The sequence below is a fragment of the Methylosinus sp. KRF6 genome (genome assembly GCF_018887255.1).
In the GTDB taxonomy this organism is placed as follows: domain Bacteria; phylum Pseudomonadota; class Alphaproteobacteria; order Rhizobiales; family Beijerinckiaceae; genus Methylosinus; species Methylosinus sporium.
This window is the reverse complement of record NZ_JAHLJF010000001.1, coordinates 1,584,656-1,601,609: the sequence shown is the minus strand read 5'-3', so window position 1 is coordinate 1,601,609 and position 16,954 is coordinate 1,584,656. Positions and strand designations below refer to the sequence as shown.

16 protein-coding genes are annotated in these 16,954 nt (G+C 65.8%); 9 read left to right on the top strand and 7 right to left on the bottom strand.

The genetic code is table 11. The features are described 5' to 3' along the window. The first annotated feature begins 4 nt into the window (after positions 1-4). The 3 genes from hpnC to hpnE are packed head-to-tail and all read left to right on the top strand — an operon-like array spanning position 5 to position 2,981. Positions 5-880, top strand: coding sequence for a squalene synthase HpnC (gene hpnC / locus KP010_RS07710; RefSeq protein ID WP_142862573.1), 876 nt, complete (start codon positions 5-7; stop codon positions 878-880). Beyond that, positions 877-1,740: a presqualene diphosphate synthase HpnD gene (gene hpnD / locus KP010_RS07705; protein WP_142862574.1), complete on the top strand. Its 864-nt coding sequence runs from the start codon at positions 877-879 to the stop codon at positions 1,738-1,740. The genes hpnC and hpnD overlap by 4 nt, the downstream gene beginning before the upstream one ends. Further along, positions 1,737-2,981 (top strand): hydroxysqualene dehydroxylase HpnE, encoded by a 1,245-nt coding sequence (gene hpnE, locus KP010_RS07700; protein ID WP_142862575.1) that lies wholly within the window; start codon positions 1,737-1,739, stop codon positions 2,979-2,981. The genes hpnD and hpnE overlap by 4 nt, the downstream gene beginning before the upstream one ends. Before the next feature lie 27 nt (positions 2,982-3,008). On the opposite strand, the gene KP010_RS07695 is transcribed toward hpnE, so the two are convergent. Next, a complete protein-coding gene (locus KP010_RS07695) occupies positions 3,009-4,418 on the bottom strand; it encodes a cytochrome P450 (RefSeq protein WP_216280719.1) in 1,410 nt (469 codons plus the stop codon). A 108-nt stretch (positions 4,419-4,526) separates the two neighbouring features. On the opposite strand from KP010_RS07695, the gene KP010_RS07690 reads away from it, so the two are divergent. The 3 genes from KP010_RS07690 to KP010_RS07680 all read left to right on the top strand — a co-directional run bounded on the left by KP010_RS07690 (position 4,527) and on the right by KP010_RS07680 (position 7,318). Beyond that, on the top strand, positions 4,527-5,087 hold the full coding sequence (locus tag KP010_RS07690; protein ID WP_216280718.1) for a TetR/AcrR family transcriptional regulator: 561 nt from the start codon (positions 4,527-4,529) through the stop codon (positions 5,085-5,087). A 117-nt stretch (positions 5,088-5,204) separates the two neighbouring features. Continuing rightward, the gene (locus KP010_RS07685; protein WP_216280717.1) at positions 5,205-6,869 is read left to right on the top strand and encodes an acyl-CoA dehydrogenase family protein; all 1,665 of its coding nucleotides are present in this window, start codon (positions 5,205-5,207) and stop codon (positions 6,867-6,869) included. Between the two features lie 185 nt (positions 6,870-7,054). Then, the gene (locus tag KP010_RS07680; protein ID WP_216280716.1) at positions 7,055-7,318 is read left to right on the top strand and encodes a CCDC90 family protein; all 264 of its coding nucleotides are present in this window, start codon (positions 7,055-7,057) and stop codon (positions 7,316-7,318) included. A 17-nt stretch (positions 7,319-7,335) separates the two neighbouring features. Here KP010_RS07680 and lysA read toward each other — a convergent pair whose 3' ends face one another. From lysA to KP010_RS07660, 4 genes are all read right to left on the bottom strand, one after another. Further along, the gene (gene lysA / locus KP010_RS07675; protein ID WP_216280715.1) at positions 7,336-8,610 is read right to left on the bottom strand and encodes a diaminopimelate decarboxylase; all 1,275 of its coding nucleotides are present in this window, start codon (positions 8,608-8,610) and stop codon (positions 7,336-7,338) included. Between the two features lie 11 nt (positions 8,611-8,621). Continuing rightward, positions 8,622-8,891: a lipoprotein gene (locus KP010_RS07670; protein ID WP_108915747.1), complete on the bottom strand. Its 270-nt coding sequence runs from the start codon at positions 8,889-8,891 to the stop codon at positions 8,622-8,624. Between the two features lie 291 nt (positions 8,892-9,182). Further along, the gene (locus tag KP010_RS07665) at positions 9,183-10,289 is read right to left on the bottom strand and encodes a DGQHR domain-containing protein (RefSeq protein ID WP_108915831.1); all 1,107 of its coding nucleotides are present in this window, start codon (positions 10,287-10,289) and stop codon (positions 9,183-9,185) included. Positions 10,290-10,472: 183 nt separating this feature from the next. Further along, positions 10,473-12,188, bottom strand: coding sequence for an OmpW family outer membrane protein (locus KP010_RS07660; protein WP_108915748.1), 1,716 nt, complete (start codon positions 12,186-12,188; stop codon positions 10,473-10,475). A gap of 378 nt (positions 12,189-12,566) precedes the next feature. On the opposite strand from KP010_RS07660, the gene purL reads away from it, so the two are divergent. The 3 genes from purL to grxD all read left to right on the top strand — a co-directional run bounded on the left by purL (position 12,567) and on the right by grxD (position 15,439). Further along, complete coding sequence (gene purL / locus KP010_RS07655; protein WP_142862582.1) at positions 12,567-14,762, top strand: phosphoribosylformylglycinamidine synthase subunit PurL; 2,196 nt, start codon at positions 12,567-12,569, stop codon at positions 14,760-14,762. A gap of 24 nt (positions 14,763-14,786) precedes the next feature. Continuing rightward, entirely contained in the window at positions 14,787-15,017 is a 231-nt protein-coding gene (locus tag KP010_RS07650) for a BolA/IbaG family iron-sulfur metabolism protein (protein ID WP_024878416.1), read from the top strand. A 77-nt stretch (positions 15,018-15,094) separates the two neighbouring features. Beyond that, positions 15,095-15,439, top strand: coding sequence for a Grx4 family monothiol glutaredoxin (gene grxD / locus KP010_RS07645; RefSeq protein ID WP_142862583.1), 345 nt, complete (start codon positions 15,095-15,097; stop codon positions 15,437-15,439). Positions 15,440-15,665: 226 nt separating this feature from the next. Here the strand turns inward: grxD and KP010_RS07640 are convergent, their stop codons facing one another. Together KP010_RS07640 and KP010_RS07635 are read right to left on the bottom strand one after the other, a co-directional pair. Then, positions 15,666-16,238: an NUDIX hydrolase gene (locus tag KP010_RS07640; RefSeq protein WP_142862584.1), complete on the bottom strand. Its 573-nt coding sequence runs from the start codon at positions 16,236-16,238 to the stop codon at positions 15,666-15,668. Positions 16,239-16,248: 10 nt separating this feature from the next. Then, positions 16,249-16,932, bottom strand: coding sequence for a TlpA disulfide reductase family protein (locus KP010_RS07635; RefSeq protein WP_142862585.1), 684 nt, complete (start codon positions 16,930-16,932; stop codon positions 16,249-16,251). Positions 16,933-16,954 lie beyond the last annotated feature (22 nt).

Genomic DNA, 16,954 nt, shown 5'->3' with positions numbered 1-16,954 from the left:
TCACATGAGCGACATCGCCGCCGCCGCTTCGGGGAAAGGCCATAAGGACGAGAATTTCCCCGTCGCCTCTCTGTTCGCGCCGCGCCATCGCGCGGCCGTCCTCGCCTTTTACGATTTCGTGCGCGCCGCGGACGATATCTCCGACCATGCGACGCTCCCCGGCGATCAGAAGATCGCCATGCTGGACCGCATGGAGGCCGCGCTGCTCGGCTCCGGCGAGGATATTCCCGTCGCCTCGCGGCTGCGCGCCGAGCTGGCCGCGCGCGGCCTCGAGCCCCGCCATGCGCAGGATCTGCTCATCGCCTTCCGCCGCGATGTGACGCAATTGCGCTATCGCGACTGGGACGATCTCATTGATTACTGCCGCTATTCGGCCATGCCGGTCGGCCGCTTCGTGCTGGACGTCCATGGCGAAGATCGCGCGCGGACATGGGGGCCGAACGACGCGCTCTGCGCCGCCTTGCAGATCATCAATCATCTGCAAGATTGCGCGAAAGATTATCGCAATCTCGATCGGGTCTATCTGCCGCAGGACATTCTCGCCGCCAATGGAGCCGGCGTCGAGATGCTCGCCGCCGAGCGCGCCTCGCCGCAGCTCGCCGCGACCTTGCGCGCGCTGGCCGAGCGCACGCAAGAGCTGCTGAAGGAGAGCGCGCCTTTCGCCGATCTCATCGCCGACACGCGTCTCGCCATGGAAGTGGGCGCGATCCAGCGCCTCGCCGAGACGCTCACCGCGCGGCTACGCGTCGCCGATCCGCTGAGCGAGAAGGTCCACGCCTCCAAGCGCCAATATCTCCTCACGGCGCTCGCCGGCGCCGGAATCACTCTGCTGCGCCGGCTCATATCGCCGCGCGTCGCCGCCGCGAGCGTCGCGCCATGAGCATGGAGACGATCGCCCCCGAGGCGCCGCGGGTCGCCGCGAAAAGCTCCTTCTATCTCGCCATGCGCATTCTCGAGCCCGAGCGGCGCGATGCGATGTATGCGATCTACGGCTTCTGCCGCGCCGTCGACGACATAGCGGATGAGGAGGGCGACCGCGCCCTGCGCCTCTCCCAGCTCGACGATTGGCGGCGCGATCTCGATGCGCTCTATGCCGGCCGCACGCATCAGCGCTGCGCCGATCTGGCGCGGCCGGTGCGCCGCTTCGGCCTCGAGCGCGCCGATTTCGAGGCGGTCATAGACGGCATGGCCATGGATGTCGTCGAGGACATTCGCGCCCCGGAATGGGATCGGCTCGATCTCTATTGCGATCATGTCGCGAGCGCCGTGGGGCGGCTCTCGGTGCGCGTCTTCGGTCTCGCCGACGAGGTGGACTGCGCCGCCGGCGCGCTGCCGACCAAGGCGCGAATGCTCGCCTATCACATGGGCCGCGCGCTGCAGCTCACCAATATTCTGCGCGATCTCGACGAGGACGAGGCGCGCGGGCGGCTCTATCTCCCGCGCGAGGCGCTGGAGGCCGCCGGCGTCGCGGATTTCGCGCGCGGCGCTGTGCTGGCGCATCCCGGCCTGCCGCAAGTCTGCGCGGCGGTGGCCGAGCGTGCGCGCAAGCATTATGCGGAGTCGGAGCTGCTGATGCGCGTCTCGCCGCAGAGTGCGGTGAAGGCGCCCTATCTGATGGCGACGGCCTATCGCTCGGTTCTCGACCGTCTGGTGGCGCGCGGCTTCGCGCCGCCGCGTGCGCCGGTCTCCGCCTCGCGGACGAAAGTCCTGCTGGCCCTGCTCAGATTCGCGCTGACGTGACCGGAACCACCCATATCATCGGCGCCGGTCTCGCCGGACTTTCCTGCGCCATTCGCCTGACCGATGAAGGCCGCAGCGTCGCGCTCTATGAGGCCGCGCGCATGGCGGGCGGGCGCTGCCGCTCCTATCATGATTCCAGCCTCGATCTCGTCATCGACAATGGCAATCATCTGCTGCTGTCCGGCAACGCCACTGCGCTGGATTACGCCCGCCGCATCGGCTCGGCGGAGGAGCTGGTCGGGCCGAAGGAATGCGCCTTCGACTTTTTGGACACGCGCGATGGCGTCCGCTGGCGCATGAGGCCCAATTCCTCGCGCCTGCCCTGGTGGATTTTCGTGCGTGATCGCCGCGCGCCCGGCACGGCGGCCGCCGACTATCTCGGCGCGATCGGCATTCTCCTCGCCAAAAAGGGCGCGACCATCGGCGAGGCGATGAAATGCTCCGGCGTGCTCTATGAGCGGCTGTGGGGGCCTGTGCTGCTCTCCGCGCTCAACACCGAGCCGCGCGAGTCCTCCGCCGCTCTCGCCGCCGCCGTGCTGCGCGAGACGCTGGCCGCCGGCGGCGCCGCCTGCCGTCCGCTGGTCGCGCGGCGCGGGCTCGGAACGGCATTCATCGAGCCGGCGCTGACCACTCTCGCCGCCCGCGGCGCCGCGCCGCGCTTCGCCGCGCGGCTGAAGGGAATCGAATTTTCCGAGGAGCGCGCCACAGCGCTCGATTTCGGCGACGAGAAAATCGCGCCCGGCGAGAATGATCGCATCGTTCTCGCCGTCCCGCCCTGGGCGGCGCAGGAGCTCGTTCCGGGCCTCGTCGCGCCGGATGATTTCCGCGGCATCATCAATGCGCATTTCAAGATCGCGCCGCCCCCTGGCCAGCCGGCGCTGCTCGGCATGATCGGCTCGCTCACCGAATGGCTGTTCGCTTTCGAGGACAGGCTCTCTGTGACGATCAGCGGCGCCGATCGGCTGATGGACGATTCCCGCGAGAGCCTCGCCGAGCGCATATGGGCCGAGGTCGCCGCCGCTACCGGCCTGCCGGAGGAGCTGCCGCAATGGCAGATTGTGAAGGAAAAGCGCGCCACTTTCGCCGCGACGCCGGCGCAGCAGGAGCGCCGCCCCGGCGCAGTGACGCGCTGGCGCAATCTCTTCCTTTCCGGCGATTGGACCGCGACCGGGCTTCCGGCGACGATCGAAGGCGCGATCAGATCGGGCTATCGCGCGGCGGAACTGGCGGCGCGGTCGTAAAAATCCCGGCTCCCCGGCAGGGAGCTATCATCGGTAAGCGGCGAGACGCTCTGCGTCGCTGGCCGGCGCATTTTTCGAAAGGCGCGTGAGGCGCAGCGGCAGCCGGCCTTTCGGCCGCGTGGCGAAAGTCGGCGCCAGCTCCAGCCGATGGCCGGGAACGGCGTCGAAACGGAACTCGCGCAGCAGCGTGGCGACGATGGTCGCCATTTCGGTGAGCGCGAAGCCCATGCCGACGCAAATGCGCGGCCCCGCGCCGAAGGGCAGATAGGCGTAGCGATGGCGCGCCTTCACCTTCTCCGGCGCGAAACGGTCGGGATCGAAGCCGGTCGGCTCGTCCCACAGTTTCTCGTGCCGATGCAGGCACCAAGTGAGCACATAGACAGGCTCCTTCGCGGCGACGCGATAGGGGCCGAGCGTCGTATCCTCGCGCGGCTGCCGGCCGAGCGCCGCGAAAGGCGGGAAGAGTCGCATCGACTCCTGCAGGACCTGCCGCGTGAAGACGAGATTTTCGACCGTCTCCGGCGTGATCTCGCCGTTCCCGGCGACGCGCTCCGCCTCCTCGCGGGCGCGCTCCTGCGTCGCCTGATCCTTGGCCAGCAGCCAGAAGGTCCAGGCCAGCGCGACGGCGGAGGTCTCATGGCCGGCGAGCAGAAAGCCGTGCAGATTGGCGACGAGCTCGGCGTCGGTCATCACGCGCCCGCTCTCCGGGTCCTTGGCGGAGAGCAGTAGGCCCATGATGTCGCGCGTCGCCTCGGGCCGGGCGCGGCGCTCGGCGAGCAGCTTCACCGTCTCCTCATGCACGAAGCGCGAGCCGGCGCGCGCGGCGAGCAGGCCCGGATAGGGCGCCCAATCCGGCGGCAGGCGGAACATCACCGCCAGCATTCGCCAAGCAAAACTGCCGAGAACCGGACGCAGCGCCGCGATGAAGCCCTCGCTGTCGAAATTCTCGGACGCGCCGAAGACGGCCTTCTCGATGACGGCGAAGGTCGTGCGCGACATCGCCTCGGTGATCTCCACCTCGGCGCCGTCGCCGAGCCGGCGCCATTCGGCGGCCTGCGCCTGCGCGCAGCCGACGAAAAAGGGCACGAGCGCCAGAATATTCTCGTAACGAAAGGCGGGCGAGATGGCGCGCCGCTGCCATTTCCATTCGGCGCCTTCCGAGAAGAACAGCGTATCTCCCTCGACTGGCCCGCGCAGCGCCTTGCTCGCTATGTCGTCGCGGCGAAACGCTTCGGCGCGCGTGACCAGCAACTCCTCGATCAGCTCGGGGCTGACGACATAATGCATGCGCGGAAAGAACGGCCAAAGCCCATCGGTGGAGAAAAAGTCGGTGCGGTAGGCCTCGGGCGGGTAATTCTCGAGGTAATTGCGCGATACGGCGAGAAACGAAGGCTTTTCCCGCGGGGTGAAAGGGGAAAAATCGGGATCGTGAAACATCGCTGGCTCTCCATCGAAAGCGTCGATCCCGCATACCATACCAAACAGTATGCTTTTGGCAACCGGCAGATTGGCATGTAACGTGGCGCGAGCACCGGGCCAGGACGAATGAGCAGCAGCGCGCGATTCAAAAAGGAGGATTGGCTGGGGCTCGGCGCCGGCCTGCTGGCCGAGGAGGGGCCGGCGGCGCTCACCGTCGAGCGGCTGACCGCGGCCGCGCGGCGCACCAAGGGCAGCTTCTACCATCATTTCGCCGATCGTGACGCCTTCCTGCGCGCGCTGATGGAGCGCTGGCGCGTTCAGGCGATCGATGTCGCAGGGGCCCGCTATGCGCAGGACACGTCGCCCAAAGCCTGGCGCAAGCTGCTGCGCGAGGGGCCGTTCGAGATCGACTTTCGCTTCGAGCGCGAGGTGCGGCGGCTCGCGGCGAGCGAGCCGATCGTGCGGGCGATGCTCCACGAGATCGATCAATCTCGCATCCATGGCCTCGCCTGCGTGCTGACGCAGATGCGGCCGGACATAGACGATCCGCACGCCTTCGCCGCAATTCAATATGCGACCGTGGTCGGCCTGCAATGGTTGATCGACGACCCACATGATCCGCGCATCGCAGCCATTTGCCGGACCGGAAACCGGCTGTTCGGCATAGACGAGCCGGACGCGGAATGACCGCCCGGGAGCCGCCTCCTTCCCGGAACGGTTGCGTCCTCCCGCGATTGGCGGCATTTAGAAAAAATCCTGTCACCCGCGGCCCGCCGGGCCCGCCCTTGAAAAGAGCGAGAGAGAATGAGCGCGACCGAGACCACCTCCACGAACTGGCTGCCCGACGCCAAGGCGGCTTTCGCCTCCGTGGAGGCGCTTTACGGCCGCGCGCTCGCCGCCGTCCGCGCCCGCGTCACCAAGGACGGCAAGCTCTCCAATGAGCTGATCGAGGTGGAGCAGCACGCCGCCCACGGCCTCTCCTGGTTCGCCACCTATGTGCAGGGCCTGCGCGAGCTGCTCGCCTACGCCGACCGCCTCTCGGCCGAGGGCGCCTATGGCGAGGTGGAGAATCTCCTCACCCGCATCGGCTTCGCCGAATATCTGGCGCAGGTTTTCGGCGGCATTCCGATGAGCCAGGGCGAGATCGTCCGCCTCTCCGATTTCGGTCTTTCGCCGGCCGACATCGCCGCCGCCCGCATCGCCGAGGTGGACGGCCTCGTCGCCTCCGGCCTCACCACCGCCAACCGCGCCCGCCTCGCAGAGCTGATCGACCATCACGAGGCCGCCGAGACGATCGGCGCCACCGGCCTCGACGAGACGCTCGAAGCGATCCGCAGCGAGATGCGCAAATTCGCGTCCGACAATGTGACGCCGCACGCCCATGAATGGCATTTGAAGAACGACTACATCCCGCTCGAGGTCATTTCCGGCCTTTCCGAGCTGGGCGTCTTCGGCCTCACCATTCCCGAGGAATATGGCGGCTCCGGCATGGGCAAGATCGCCATGTGCGTCGTCTCGGAGGAGCTGTCGCGCGCTTACATCGGCGTCGGTTCGCTCGGCACGCGTTCGGAGATCGCGGGCGAATTGATCCTCGTCGGCGGCACCGAGGAGCAGAAACAGAAATATCTGCCCAAGATCGCCAGCGGCGAAATTCTGCCCACCGCCGTCTTCACCGAGCCGAACAATGGCTCCGACCTCGCGAACCTGCGCACCCGCGCGACGCGCGAGGGCGATGTCTACAAGGTCGTCGGCAACAAGACCTGGATCACCCATCCGGTGCGCGCCGATGTGATGACGCTGCTCGTGCGCACCAATCCAAATGAGAAGGGCTACAAAGGCCTCTCCATGCTGCTCGCCGAAAAGCCGCGCGGCACGGATGAGAATCCCTTCCCCGCCAAGGGCATGACCGGCGGCGAGATCGAGGTGCTCGGCTATCGCGGCATGAAGGAGTTCGAGATCGGCTTCGACAATTTCGAGGTGCCGGCCGAAAATCTTCTCGGCGGCGAGGAGGGCAAGGGCTTCAAGCAGCTGATGGAGACCTTCGAATCGGCCCGCATTCAGACGGCGGCGCGCGCGCTCGGCGTCGCCCAGGCGGCGCTCGATCTCGGCCTGCGCTACGCCAAGGAGCGCGTGCAATTCGGCAAGCCGCTGTTCGCCTTCCCGCGCGTTTTCGACAAGATCGTCACAATGGCGATCGAGATTCACGTCGCCCGCCAGATCACCTACTTTGCTGCGCGGGAAAAGGACGAGGGCAAGCGCTGCGATCTCGAGGCCGGCATGGCCAAGCTGCTCGGCGCGCGCGTCGCCTGGGCGGCTGCGGACAATGCGCTGCAGATTCACGGCGGCAATGGCTTCGCCTTGGAATATCCGGTCTCCCGCATCCTCTGCGACGCGCGCATCCTCAACATCTTCGAGGGCGCGGCGGAGATTCAGGCGCAGGTCATCGCGCGGCGTCTGCTGGAAGGCTGAGGAAGTAAAGTAGAATTGAGGTGTTCACCCTCCCTCTTTAGGAGCCTTCAGGGGGAGGGTCGGACCGCGAAGCGATCCGGGGTGGGGTCGCCGGCAGACACTCGGGGCGTCGCCCTTCGACATATCCGGACGAATGTCGTCGCGGGAAAGTTGAACGGAGCCGCCGACATGCTATCTTCTCGACTATGGCCGCTCTGACGATCGACACCCTCGCCATCGTGCAGGTTTTACGCAAGAGAGGCTTCTCGGAAGAGCAGGCCATCGGCGTCGTCGAGGCGTTTCGCGAGATCGACGCTGGCCTTCTCGCGACAAAATCGGACATTCGCGAGGTCGAGGCCAAGATCGAGAGCTCCTCCGCCAATCTCAAGGTGGACATTCTCCGCTGGCTCATCGTCACGCAAATGGCGCTCGGCGGCTTCCTCCTCGCGGCGCTCAAGTTCTTGAGCTGACCCGCCGCCAGAGACCCCTACTTCCGCAGCCACTCCGGCACCGAATCCAGCGCGATGAGCTGCTCCACACTCGGGCGCTCGCGCACCACGGCCCATTTCTCGCCGTCGACGAGGACCTCCGGCGCGAGCGGGCGACTGTTGTAGGTGCCCGCCTGCACAGCGCCATAGGCGCCGGCCGTCAGAATCGCCAGAAGATCGCCCTGCGCCGGCTCCGGGATCGAACGCCCGAGCGCGATGTAATCGCCCGTCTCGCAGACCGGCCCGACGACATCGGCGATAATGCGCGGATGCGACGGCGACGCCTGCGCGACCGGGATCAGCTCGTGCCAGGCGTCATAGAGCGTCGGGCGCACGAGATCATTCATGCCGGCGTCGACGATGACGAAAGACTTGGCCTCGCCCTGCTTCACATAGAGCACGCGCGTGACCAATATTCCCGAATTGCCGACGATGAGCCGCCCCGGCTCGAACAGCAATTTGCACCCGAGCCCCGCCATATGGCGGCGCACGATCTCGGCGTAGCGATCCGGGTGATAGGAGGCCGGGTCCTCGCCCTCGTGATAGGGAATGCCGAGCCCGCCGCCGAGATCGACATGGGAGATTTCGTGCCCATCGGCGCGCAGCGCCGCGACCAGCTCGGCGAGCAGCGAGAACGCCTCGTCGAAGGGCGAAAGATCGGTGATCTGCGAGCCGATATGCATATCGACGCCCGTGACCTCTATGCCCGGCAGCTTCGCGGCATGGGCGTAGATTTCGCGCGCGCGCGACAGAGGCACGCCGAATTTATTCTCGGCGAGGCCGGTCGAAATCTTGGCGTGGGTCTTGGCGTCGACGTCGGGATTGACGCGCAGCGAGATATGCGCGCGCTTACCCTTGGCGGCGGCGATGCGGGAAATCTCGGCGAGCTCGGGCTCGGATTCCACATTGAAGCAGAAAATGCCCTCGTCGATCGCCAGCGCGATTTCCGCTTCCGTCTTGCCGACGCCGGAGAAGGTGATCTTGCTCGCGGGAACGCCGGCGGCGCGGGCGCGCTTCAGCTCGCCGCCGGAGACGACGTCCATTCCGGCCCCGAGGCTGGCCAGCAGCGTCAGCACCGCCTGATTGGAATTGGCCTTCAGCGCATAGCAGACCAGCGCGTCGAGCCCGGCGAAGGCCGCCGAGAAGACCTGGAAATGACGGCGGATCGTCGTCGCCGAATAGCAGTAGAAGGGCGTTCCGACCTGCTCGGCGATTTTCGCCAATGGAACATCGTCGGCGTGCAGCGCGCCGGCGCGATAGTCGAAGTGATGCATGTCGCTCTTATCTAATCCAGCAGAGGATCGAGGATGAAGGGATATTGCTCGGGCGGACGGAAACCCGGCGTGCCGGGGATATATTCCACCGCCTTCACATCCTCGGCGACCGGCGTCGCGCCGCCGACGGGGGTGAGCGTCGTCTTCTGCGCCACCACGGCCTTGGGCCGCGCCGCGACCTCGGGCGGATAATCGAGCGGGCCGCGCCGCCCGCAGCCGGAGAGCGCGAGCGCGAGAATCAGAAGCGTCGCCGCCGAACGCGGCCGGAGCAGATCAGCCATAAGTCTCATCCATCGGAGCCCGAACGGGAGGGGGTGACACCCCTAAGTCTCGGGGACGCCCCAACCCCAGACCGCTTCGCGGTCCGACCCTCCCCCTCCAGGGGAGGGTGAAAGTGCGCGGCACTATAGACGAAAGCGCGCAGATGACGAGACCGCGCGCGCTCACTATTCAAAGCTGAAGGGGCGAGCTCCAGAAGACGGCGCCGACGGTTTCCCCGTCCTTCGAGACGGCGGCTGCGCAGCATCCTCAGGATGAGGGTTTGATCGAGGTGCGATCGGTCGGGCGGAGGCTCAGGCGAACAGCCATTGCTTGAGCGAAAAGCCGGAGCTCAGCGTTTTCCGATAATTCTCATAGAGCGCCAGATGGCCGGTCGCGGGCTTGGGCAGCTCGTTCTTCTTCAGCTTGCGGAAGAAGGGGCCGAGAATATCCTCGAAATTCTGCGTCGTGTAGCGCCCGCCATAGCGGTCGGAGACGCGCTCGGCGACATTGGCGAACAGCAGGATCAGCGCCTTGAACAGCGCCGGATTGACGATGTTCGCCTCCGCCCCGTGATAGCGCAGGCCATTGAGGCAGGCGCGCAAATAGGCGTTGAGCACCTGATAGACGTCCTGCGGCGAGGCGTCGACGAAAGCCTTGTCGATGGATTTCAGCGCGGCGTTGAAGGTCACGCGCGAGATTTTGCCCTTGCGCCGCTCCGAGGGGCTGAGCAGCCCGGCGAGCACGCTCTTCTCGTCATTGGAGAAGAGATCGAAGACATTGTGCAGCAGCGCTTCGGCCTCGGTCTCCGATTCGGAGAGGCGGCGAATGTCGAGCAGCAGCTCCGGCGGCACCGGGCGCTGCTTGGTGTTGATGTCCACGAACAGCTGACATTCCTGCGCGCGGGTCAGCCTGTTGTAGACGACGACCGGCACTTTCACGCTCTTGGCCGCGAGATTGAAGCCGTAGACGCGATGCTGCCCGTCGATGATGAGAAACGAACGCGGATCCTTGCGGAAGGTCAGCTCGCCGCTCTGGCGGTCGAAATGGAGCTGGGCGCGCGGCTGCGCGGAGAGAATGATCGCGCTCGGCACGCTGCCGAATCCGCTGTCGATATAATCGGCGATCTCTCTCGCGCGCTTCTTGTCGAGCAGGCGCTGAAAGCCGTCTATGGGATTGTCGAGCCGCGCCTCCACAGTGCAGGTGGCGGCGAGCAGATCGCTCGGCAAAACCAGCGTATAGAAGCGGTGCTTGCCCTGGGTGACGAGCAAGGCGGGCGCTTTGGCGAGGCGCGCATCGCCCGGCGGCCGTTGAAAATCCGTCTCATCGTCGCGCTGGCTCGGAAGCGCGGCTTCGAGCGCCGGCTCGACCTCGCTCGGCTCGGCCCGGTCGGATGGCGGCGCGTCGATCGGATTTTCCATGTTCTGATCCTCGGGAAAGCGCGCCGGAAGGGCCGGCGAATGTGTCGCATCGAACCGAATCGAACAGGTACCGACCAAATCCTAGCGAGGGGGCGGCAAAGAACAAGGCGAATTGCAGATCTACTCGAAAAAAAAACCGGCTCCTTTCGGAGCCGGCTTGTTTTCTCTGCGCTTTGACGCCGCTCAATATTTGGCGAGCACCGGCTGCAGAAGGCCGCCGCCGAAGCGATAGGTGACGCCCGCCGAGACGACGATCGGATTGATCGGCAGCGACACTTTGACCGGAACGAAGATCGGTCCGAGCGCCGGCGCCCCCGGCACGAAAGCGACGGCCGTCGCGTGAACCATCGGATGAATGCCGATATATTTGAAGTCGACGTTCACGCCCCAATGCTCGTTGAACATATAGTCGAAGCCGACTTGGCCGACCGGACCCCAGGACGGCGCGACCGTCGCCCATTGGAAGGTGGCGAGCGCTCCGGGCAGGCCGAGACCGGCCAGCGCCGAGCCCGGCGCGAAGGGGATGCCCCAGACGTCGTTGTTGACGCGCGTGCCCCAGAAAGTCGTGAAGTTCACGCCGACGCCGAGATAGGGCTGGAACTGGCCGAAATTGGTGAAGTGATACTGCGCCATCAGGGACGGCGGGAACACCCAGGAGCGCGCGAAGTCGCTGGCGATCGTGCCCGTGCCCTGAATGTGATGCGGCGCGACGCAGCAGATCGCCTCGATCGCCCAGTTCTTCGTCAGGTAATAGGCGACGTCGAGCATGGGAATGACCGACGTCGAGGTGTTGGTGCTGGCGCCGGAGATCACGCCATTCGCGCCGGTGAGGCCCGAGAGGCGGCCGATGGAGCCGAGCGCCGGATGGGCGATGCCTTGATCATAGACAGTGCCATGGCCATCCAGCGGAATGACGCTGCCTATCTTGAGGCGAACCTGGAAGGGCTGATAGCTGTCGACGAAGGCCGGCGGCGGCGGCTCCTTGAGCGACGACAGTCCGTCGGAACGCGAGACGAGGCCGGGCGCGAAGGGGTCGAAGTGCCAGTTGAGGCCGACGCGGACATTGTGGAAGCGGGTCGGCGAATTCTGCGTCGCGGCGAAGACGGGCGTCGTCGTGCCGAGGATCGCCGCCGTGCCGCCGTTCAGAGAGACGGAATTGGCGTTGGTCGAGCCGAGATCGACATAGAGATATTCGGCCTTGACCGACCAGTTCGGGATCGGAGACCACTCGACGCCGCCGCCCGCCGTCCAGCCAGTGCGCGTGTCGTCGGAATAGCCATGGCCGACGGCGCCTCCGGCGAAGCCCGCAGCGGCGGCGGCGGCGAAATTATCGGCGAAGCCGACATTGTGGATCACCTGGCCATAGGCGAAGCCGCCCGTGCCATAGATCATCAGATTGGGAATGGACGGAAGCACGAAGCCGACGCGGCCGCGCACGGTGCCGAACCAATCGACGGCTTTGGTCGAATCGGCGGTCTGCAGATGCGCGCCCGTGGCGTCGAAGACGCCGATCCCGGATTTCGCCTTGCTCTCCACGTCTGTGGCCTGAATATCGGCCTCGAGGCCGAGGACCAGCCAGGGGTTGACCTGATAATTATAGCCGACCTGTCCGCCGCCGATGACGCCGTGCAGATCCTGCGAGGCGCCCCAGGCCGAGCCCAGCGGCACGGCGGGAGCCAGAGAGCCGGGCGAAATATAGCCGAGACCGCCGGTCTCCCGGCTGGAATCGCCGAAGCCATAGCCGATGTTGATGCCGCCGTAGAGGCCGGTCCAGCTGAAGGCCGGAGGCGGCGGCGGCAGCGGCGCGCTCTTCATCGAGGGAAGATCGGCCGCCTGAGCCGTAGCGCTCGCTGCGGTCAAAACGGATGCGGCGAGCGCGCCGCGCAAAACTCTTCTCATCAGGCTCCCCCGTCTATTGCTCTCTCTAGGACCGGCGCGAAACACGTCCTTGTCCGAGTCGTGACCAAATTGCGCCGATTTTCTGCGGGAGGACTTGATCTAGATCAAAGATTGCGCCGTCTCACAATTCTTTCTTTCCCGCTGTGACTCTTTGGCAACAGGGGAGCAATGGGGCGTCGCTGTTGCCATCGCGCGGCGATCCTATTAATCGAGTGGCGAACCGCCGGATTCTTCGGCCTTTCCGGGCAGAATCGGGGGAATCGCGGCAGATTCGTCGGCAAACGGCCCGCGCGGAGCTCGGCCGAGGCTGCGACGATTTGACTTCCTGGCGACAGAGCCGAAACCCGCTCTCGAAGCGGCGCCGGCGGGGGAGAGACGATGCTCGAAGCGGCCTTGGCGCATGGGCTGAAGACAGAGGAATATGAGCGCATTGTCGCGCTGATCGGCCGCGCGCCGAGCCTCACCGAGCTCGGAATATTCTCGGCCATGTGGAACGAGCATTGTTCCTACAAGTCTTCGCGCATTCATCTGCGCAAGCTGCCGACCAAAGCGCCCTGGGTCATCAAAGGGCCGGGCGAGAACGCCGGCGTCATCGACATAGGCGGCGGCGACGCCTGCGTGTTCAAGATGGAGAGCCACAACCACCCGTCCTTCATCGAACCCTATCAAGGCGCCGCGACGGGCGTGGGCGGCATATTGCGCGATGTCTTCACAATGGGCGCGCGGCCGATCGCCTGTTTGAATCTCCTGCGTTTCGGCCGGCCGGCTCACCCCAAGACGCGGCGGCTCGTCGCCGGCGTGGTCGCAGGCGTCGGCGGCTATGGCAATTCCTTCGGCGTGCCGACAGTGGGCGGCTCGACCGAATTCGACGAATCCTATGACGGCAATATTCTCGTCAACGCCATGGCGGTCGGCCTCGCCCGCGCCGATTCCATTTTCTATTCGGCGGCGGCGGGCGTCGGCAATCCGATCGTCTATCTCGGCTCCAAGACCGGCCGCGACGGCATTCACGGCGCCAGCATGGCCTCCGCCTCCTTCGAGGCCGACGCCGAAGAGAAGCGCCCGACCGTGCAGGTCGGCGATCCTTTCTCGGAGAAGCTGCTGCTCGAGGCCTGTCTCGAGCTGATGGCCTCGGGCGCCGTCATCGCGATCCAGGACATGGGCGCGGCCGGCCTCACCTCCTCGGCGGTGGAGATGGGCGCCAAGGGCAATCTCGGCATAAGGCTCGATCTCGACGCCGTGCCCTGCCGCGAAGAGGGCATGACCGCCTATGAGATGATGCTCTCGGAGAGCCAGGAGCGTATGCTCATGGTGCTGAAGCCCGAGAAGGAGAAAGAGGCCGAGGCCATTTTCGTGAAATGGGGCCTCGATTTCGCGATCATCGGCAAGACCACCGACGATCTGCGCTTCGTGGTCGAGCACAAGGGCGTCGTCGAGGCCGATCTGCCGATCAAGGAGCTCGGCGACGAGGCGCCGGTCTATGACCGTCCCCATGTCCCGACGCCCAAGGCGCCGATTCTGGACGCCGACGCCATCGCCCCCGCTCGCTCGAACCGGGAGGCGCTGTTGGCCCTGCTGGCGACGCCGGACCTCTGCTCCAAGCGCTGGGTATGGGAGCAATACGACCATCTCATTCTCGGCAATACGGTGCGCGCGCCGGGCGGCGACGCCGCCGTGGTGCGCATTCGCGACGAGCGCAAGGGCCTGGTGCTGACCACCGACGTCACGGCGCGCTATTGCGCGGCCGATCCGGTCGAAGGCGGCAAGCAGGCGGTGGTCGAAGCCTGGCGCAATATTTCCGCGCGCGGCGGCCAGCCTCTGGCGCTCACCGACAATCTCAATTTCGGCAATCCCGAAAAGCCCGAGATCATGGGCCAGTTCGTCGGCTGCCTACAAGGCATTGGCGAGGCGGCGCGGGCGCTCGACTTCCCGATCGTCTCCGGCAATGTCTCGCTCTACAATGAGACGCAGGGAACCGGAATTCTGCCGACTCCGGCGATCGGCGGCGTCGGCGTGATATCGGACGTCGCGCTCGCCTCCACCATCGCTCTGCCCGGGGGCGGCAAGACCATTCTGCTCATCGGCGAGACGAAAGGCTGGCTCGGCCAGTCGCTCTATCTGCGCGATCTTTCCGGCCGCCGCGACGGCGCGCCGCCGCCGGTCGATCTCGAGGCCGAGAAGCGCAATGGCGATTTCGTGCGCGCGCTCGTGCTCGAGCGGCGGGCGCTCGCCGTCCATGATCTCTCGGACGGCGGCCTCGCCGTCGCGCTCGCCGAAATGGCCATCGCCGGCGGCGTCGGCGCGACCATAGACAGCCTGCCGAGCGGGCCTGCCCATGCGGTCCTCTTCGGCGAGGATCAGGCGCGCTTTCTGGTCGTGGCCGAGCCGGCGGAAGCGGCGGCGATCGAGGCGGATGCGAAGGCCGTGGGCGTCGCGGTTCTCGCTCTCGGCGCCACCGGCGGAAACGAGTTGAATCTCCCTGGTGAGGCGCCGATATTGCTTTGCGACGTGCAACATGCGCAGCAGGCGCCGTTGCCGGCCTATATGGCCGGGGACGACAGCGTCTTCGCTTAGAGGCTTTTAGGAGGTCGAAGCGCAATGGCGATGGAAAGAAGTGAAATCGAGCGTCTCATCAAGGCGGCCATTCCGGACGCCGTGATCGAGATCACCGCGCTCGCCGACGACGGCGATCATTGGGCCGCCTCGGTGAAGTCGGAGACGTTTCGCGGCAAGAGCCGCGTGCAGCAGCATCAGATGGTCAACAAGGCTTTCGGCGAGCGCCTCGGCGGCGAGCTGCACGCTCTGGCGCTGACCACGATCGCTCTCTAAAAATCGTTTCCACGCCCGGCGGCGCTCGCCGGGCCGCCTGCAACGGAACCTTGAATTCCGCTAGACGAGGTAATCCCATGTCCGACTCCACCACTGCCCAGATCAAGGCCGAAATCGACAGCGCCGACGTCGTGCTGTTCATGAAGGGCACGCCCGCCGCGCCGCAATGCGGCTTCTCCATGCAGGTCTGCCAGATTCTCGGCCATGTCGGCGTTCCCTTCAAGAGCGTCAATGTGCTGGCCGATCCCTTCATTCGCGACGGCATCAAGGCCTATTCGCAATGGCCGACCATTCCCCAGCTCTATGTGAAGGGCGAGTTCATCGGCGGCTGCGACATCACCCGCGAGATGTTCCAGTCGGGCGAGCTGACCGCGCTCTTCGACAAGGAAGGCATTCCGCACGGGCAGACGGCCAAGGCCTGACGTCTCGGCGTTCTCCCTTCTCCGGCTCGCGGGAGAAGGTGGCCTCGCCATAGGGCGTCCGGTAAGGACGCCCATCTCGAGAGACGGGCTATTGGCGAGGTCGGATGAGGGTCCAAGACGCCAGGACTCTCATTTCGGGGCGGCGCCAGCGCGAATTGGATGGACCCTCATCCGACCCTCGCTGACGCGAGGGTCACCTTCTCCCACGAGTGGCAGAAGGAAACGCCTAACCGCCGATCTTGACGCCTTTCGTCTGCGCCAAGGCGATGGTCAGCAGCCCCACGTGCTGGCAGTTGATCACGCCGCCGCCGAGCGCCAACGCCAGCGCCTCCCGCCACGGGATGCGCTCGACGCGAATATCCTCGCCGCTGTCGAGATTCAGAGGCGCAACCTCTTTCGCGCCCTCGCCATAGAGGACATGAATCCAATTGGAGTGGGTCGCCGGATTGGGCGAAAGGCGCGCCAAATGTCGCAATGATGGCGCGGCGTGTCCGGTTTCTTCCAGCAGCTCGCGTGCGCCGGCGGCGACCGGGTCGCTCTCATGCGCGTCCAGCTTGCCGCCCGGCAGCTCCAGCGACGCCACGCCCGCGCCATGACGATATTGCCGCACCAGCAGCAGACAGTCCTCCTCGTCCAGAGCGACGACATGGACCCAATCTTCATATTCCAGCACATAATAGGGATTGAGCTGCGCGCCGCGCCGCGTCACGCAATGATCGGCGCGTAGATTGATCCAGCGGTCGCGAAGGAGAGTGCAGGACGATCGCACCTCCCAGGGCCGCAATATTTCGTCGCTCAACAGATCATCCTCAAGGCGTCGTCGACGTCGGCCGCGAGGAGATTTCCGCCGTGCGCGTAACCAGAGAGCGGCCCTCTTCCGAATCCCAATTGGCCGGACCCTGCATCAGGCCGATCTGGCAGCCGGAGCCGTCGATCAAAAAGGTCGTCGGCAGGCCCAGCGCCTGGCCGCTCTGGCGCAACTGGAAGAAGATTTCCGCCTTGGGGTCGGCGTAATAGGCGAGATTCTTCGCGCCGATCTCGCCGAGAAAAGCCTTGGGCCGCTCGAGCCTGGAGGTGTCGACATTGATCGTCACCACCTCGAACTTGTCGGAGCCGGCCGCCGCCTGCAGCCGATCGAGCGCGGCCATCTCGCCGCGGCAGGGAACGCACCATGTGGCCCACAGATTGAGCAGCACGGTCTTGCCCTTGAAATCCTCGAGCTTGCGCGGCTTTCCGTCCGGCCCGGTGAAGGTCACTTCGGGCATTGGCTCGGGCGCATTGGCGATCGACATGGCCGCGACCTCGCCCTTGGCGAGCGCCGACACGCGCTGCGAGGTCTCGCGCGAGGCGGCGCAAGCCTGGCTCACCACGCTCGTCTTGCCGCTCCCGCCGCCGTTCACGTATAGAACGCCGGCGACGGCGGCGACGGCGAGAGTCGCGCCCGCGATTTTCGGCAGATTGCCTCGGCTGGAGCTTTCCATCTGGTCGGTCATCGATCCTGTTCCGCGAGGAGTT

Coding starts and splice junctions, on each gene's coding strand:
- KP010_RS07635 (WP_142862585.1), bottom strand. CDS start 16,932: ATGACCGACCAGATGGAAAGCTCCAGCCGAGGCAATCTGCCGAAAATC.
- KP010_RS07695 (WP_216280719.1), bottom strand. CDS start 4,418: ATGTTTCACGATCCCGATTTTTCCCCTTTCACCCCGCGGGAAAAGCCT.
- grxD (WP_142862583.1), top strand. CDS start 15,095: ATGTCCGACTCCACCACTGCCCAGATCAAGGCCGAAATCGACAGCGCC.
- KP010_RS07660 (WP_108915748.1), bottom strand. CDS start 12,188: ATGAGAAGAGTTTTGCGCGGCGCGCTCGCCGCATCCGTTTTGACCGCA.
- KP010_RS07690 (WP_216280718.1), top strand. CDS start 4,527: ATGAGCAGCAGCGCGCGATTCAAAAAGGAGGATTGGCTGGGGCTCGGC.
- hpnC (WP_142862573.1), top strand. CDS start 5: ATGAGCGACATCGCCGCCGCCGCTTCGGGGAAAGGCCATAAGGACGAG.
- hpnD (WP_142862574.1), top strand. CDS start 877: ATGAGCATGGAGACGATCGCCCCCGAGGCGCCGCGGGTCGCCGCGAAA.
- purL (WP_142862582.1), top strand. CDS start 12,567: ATGCTCGAAGCGGCCTTGGCGCATGGGCTGAAGACAGAGGAATATGAG.
- KP010_RS07650 (WP_024878416.1), top strand. CDS start 14,787: ATGGCGATGGAAAGAAGTGAAATCGAGCGTCTCATCAAGGCGGCCATT.
- KP010_RS07670 (WP_108915747.1), bottom strand. CDS start 8,891: ATGGCTGATCTGCTCCGGCCGCGTTCGGCGGCGACGCTTCTGATTCTC.
- lysA (WP_216280715.1), bottom strand. CDS start 8,610: ATGCATCACTTCGACTATCGCGCCGGCGCGCTGCACGCCGACGATGTT.
- KP010_RS07685 (WP_216280717.1), top strand. CDS start 5,205: ATGAGCGCGACCGAGACCACCTCCACGAACTGGCTGCCCGACGCCAAG.
- KP010_RS07665 (WP_108915831.1), bottom strand. CDS start 10,289: ATGGAAAATCCGATCGACGCGCCGCCATCCGACCGGGCCGAGCCGAGC.
- KP010_RS07680 (WP_216280716.1), top strand. CDS start 7,055: ATGGCCGCTCTGACGATCGACACCCTCGCCATCGTGCAGGTTTTACGC.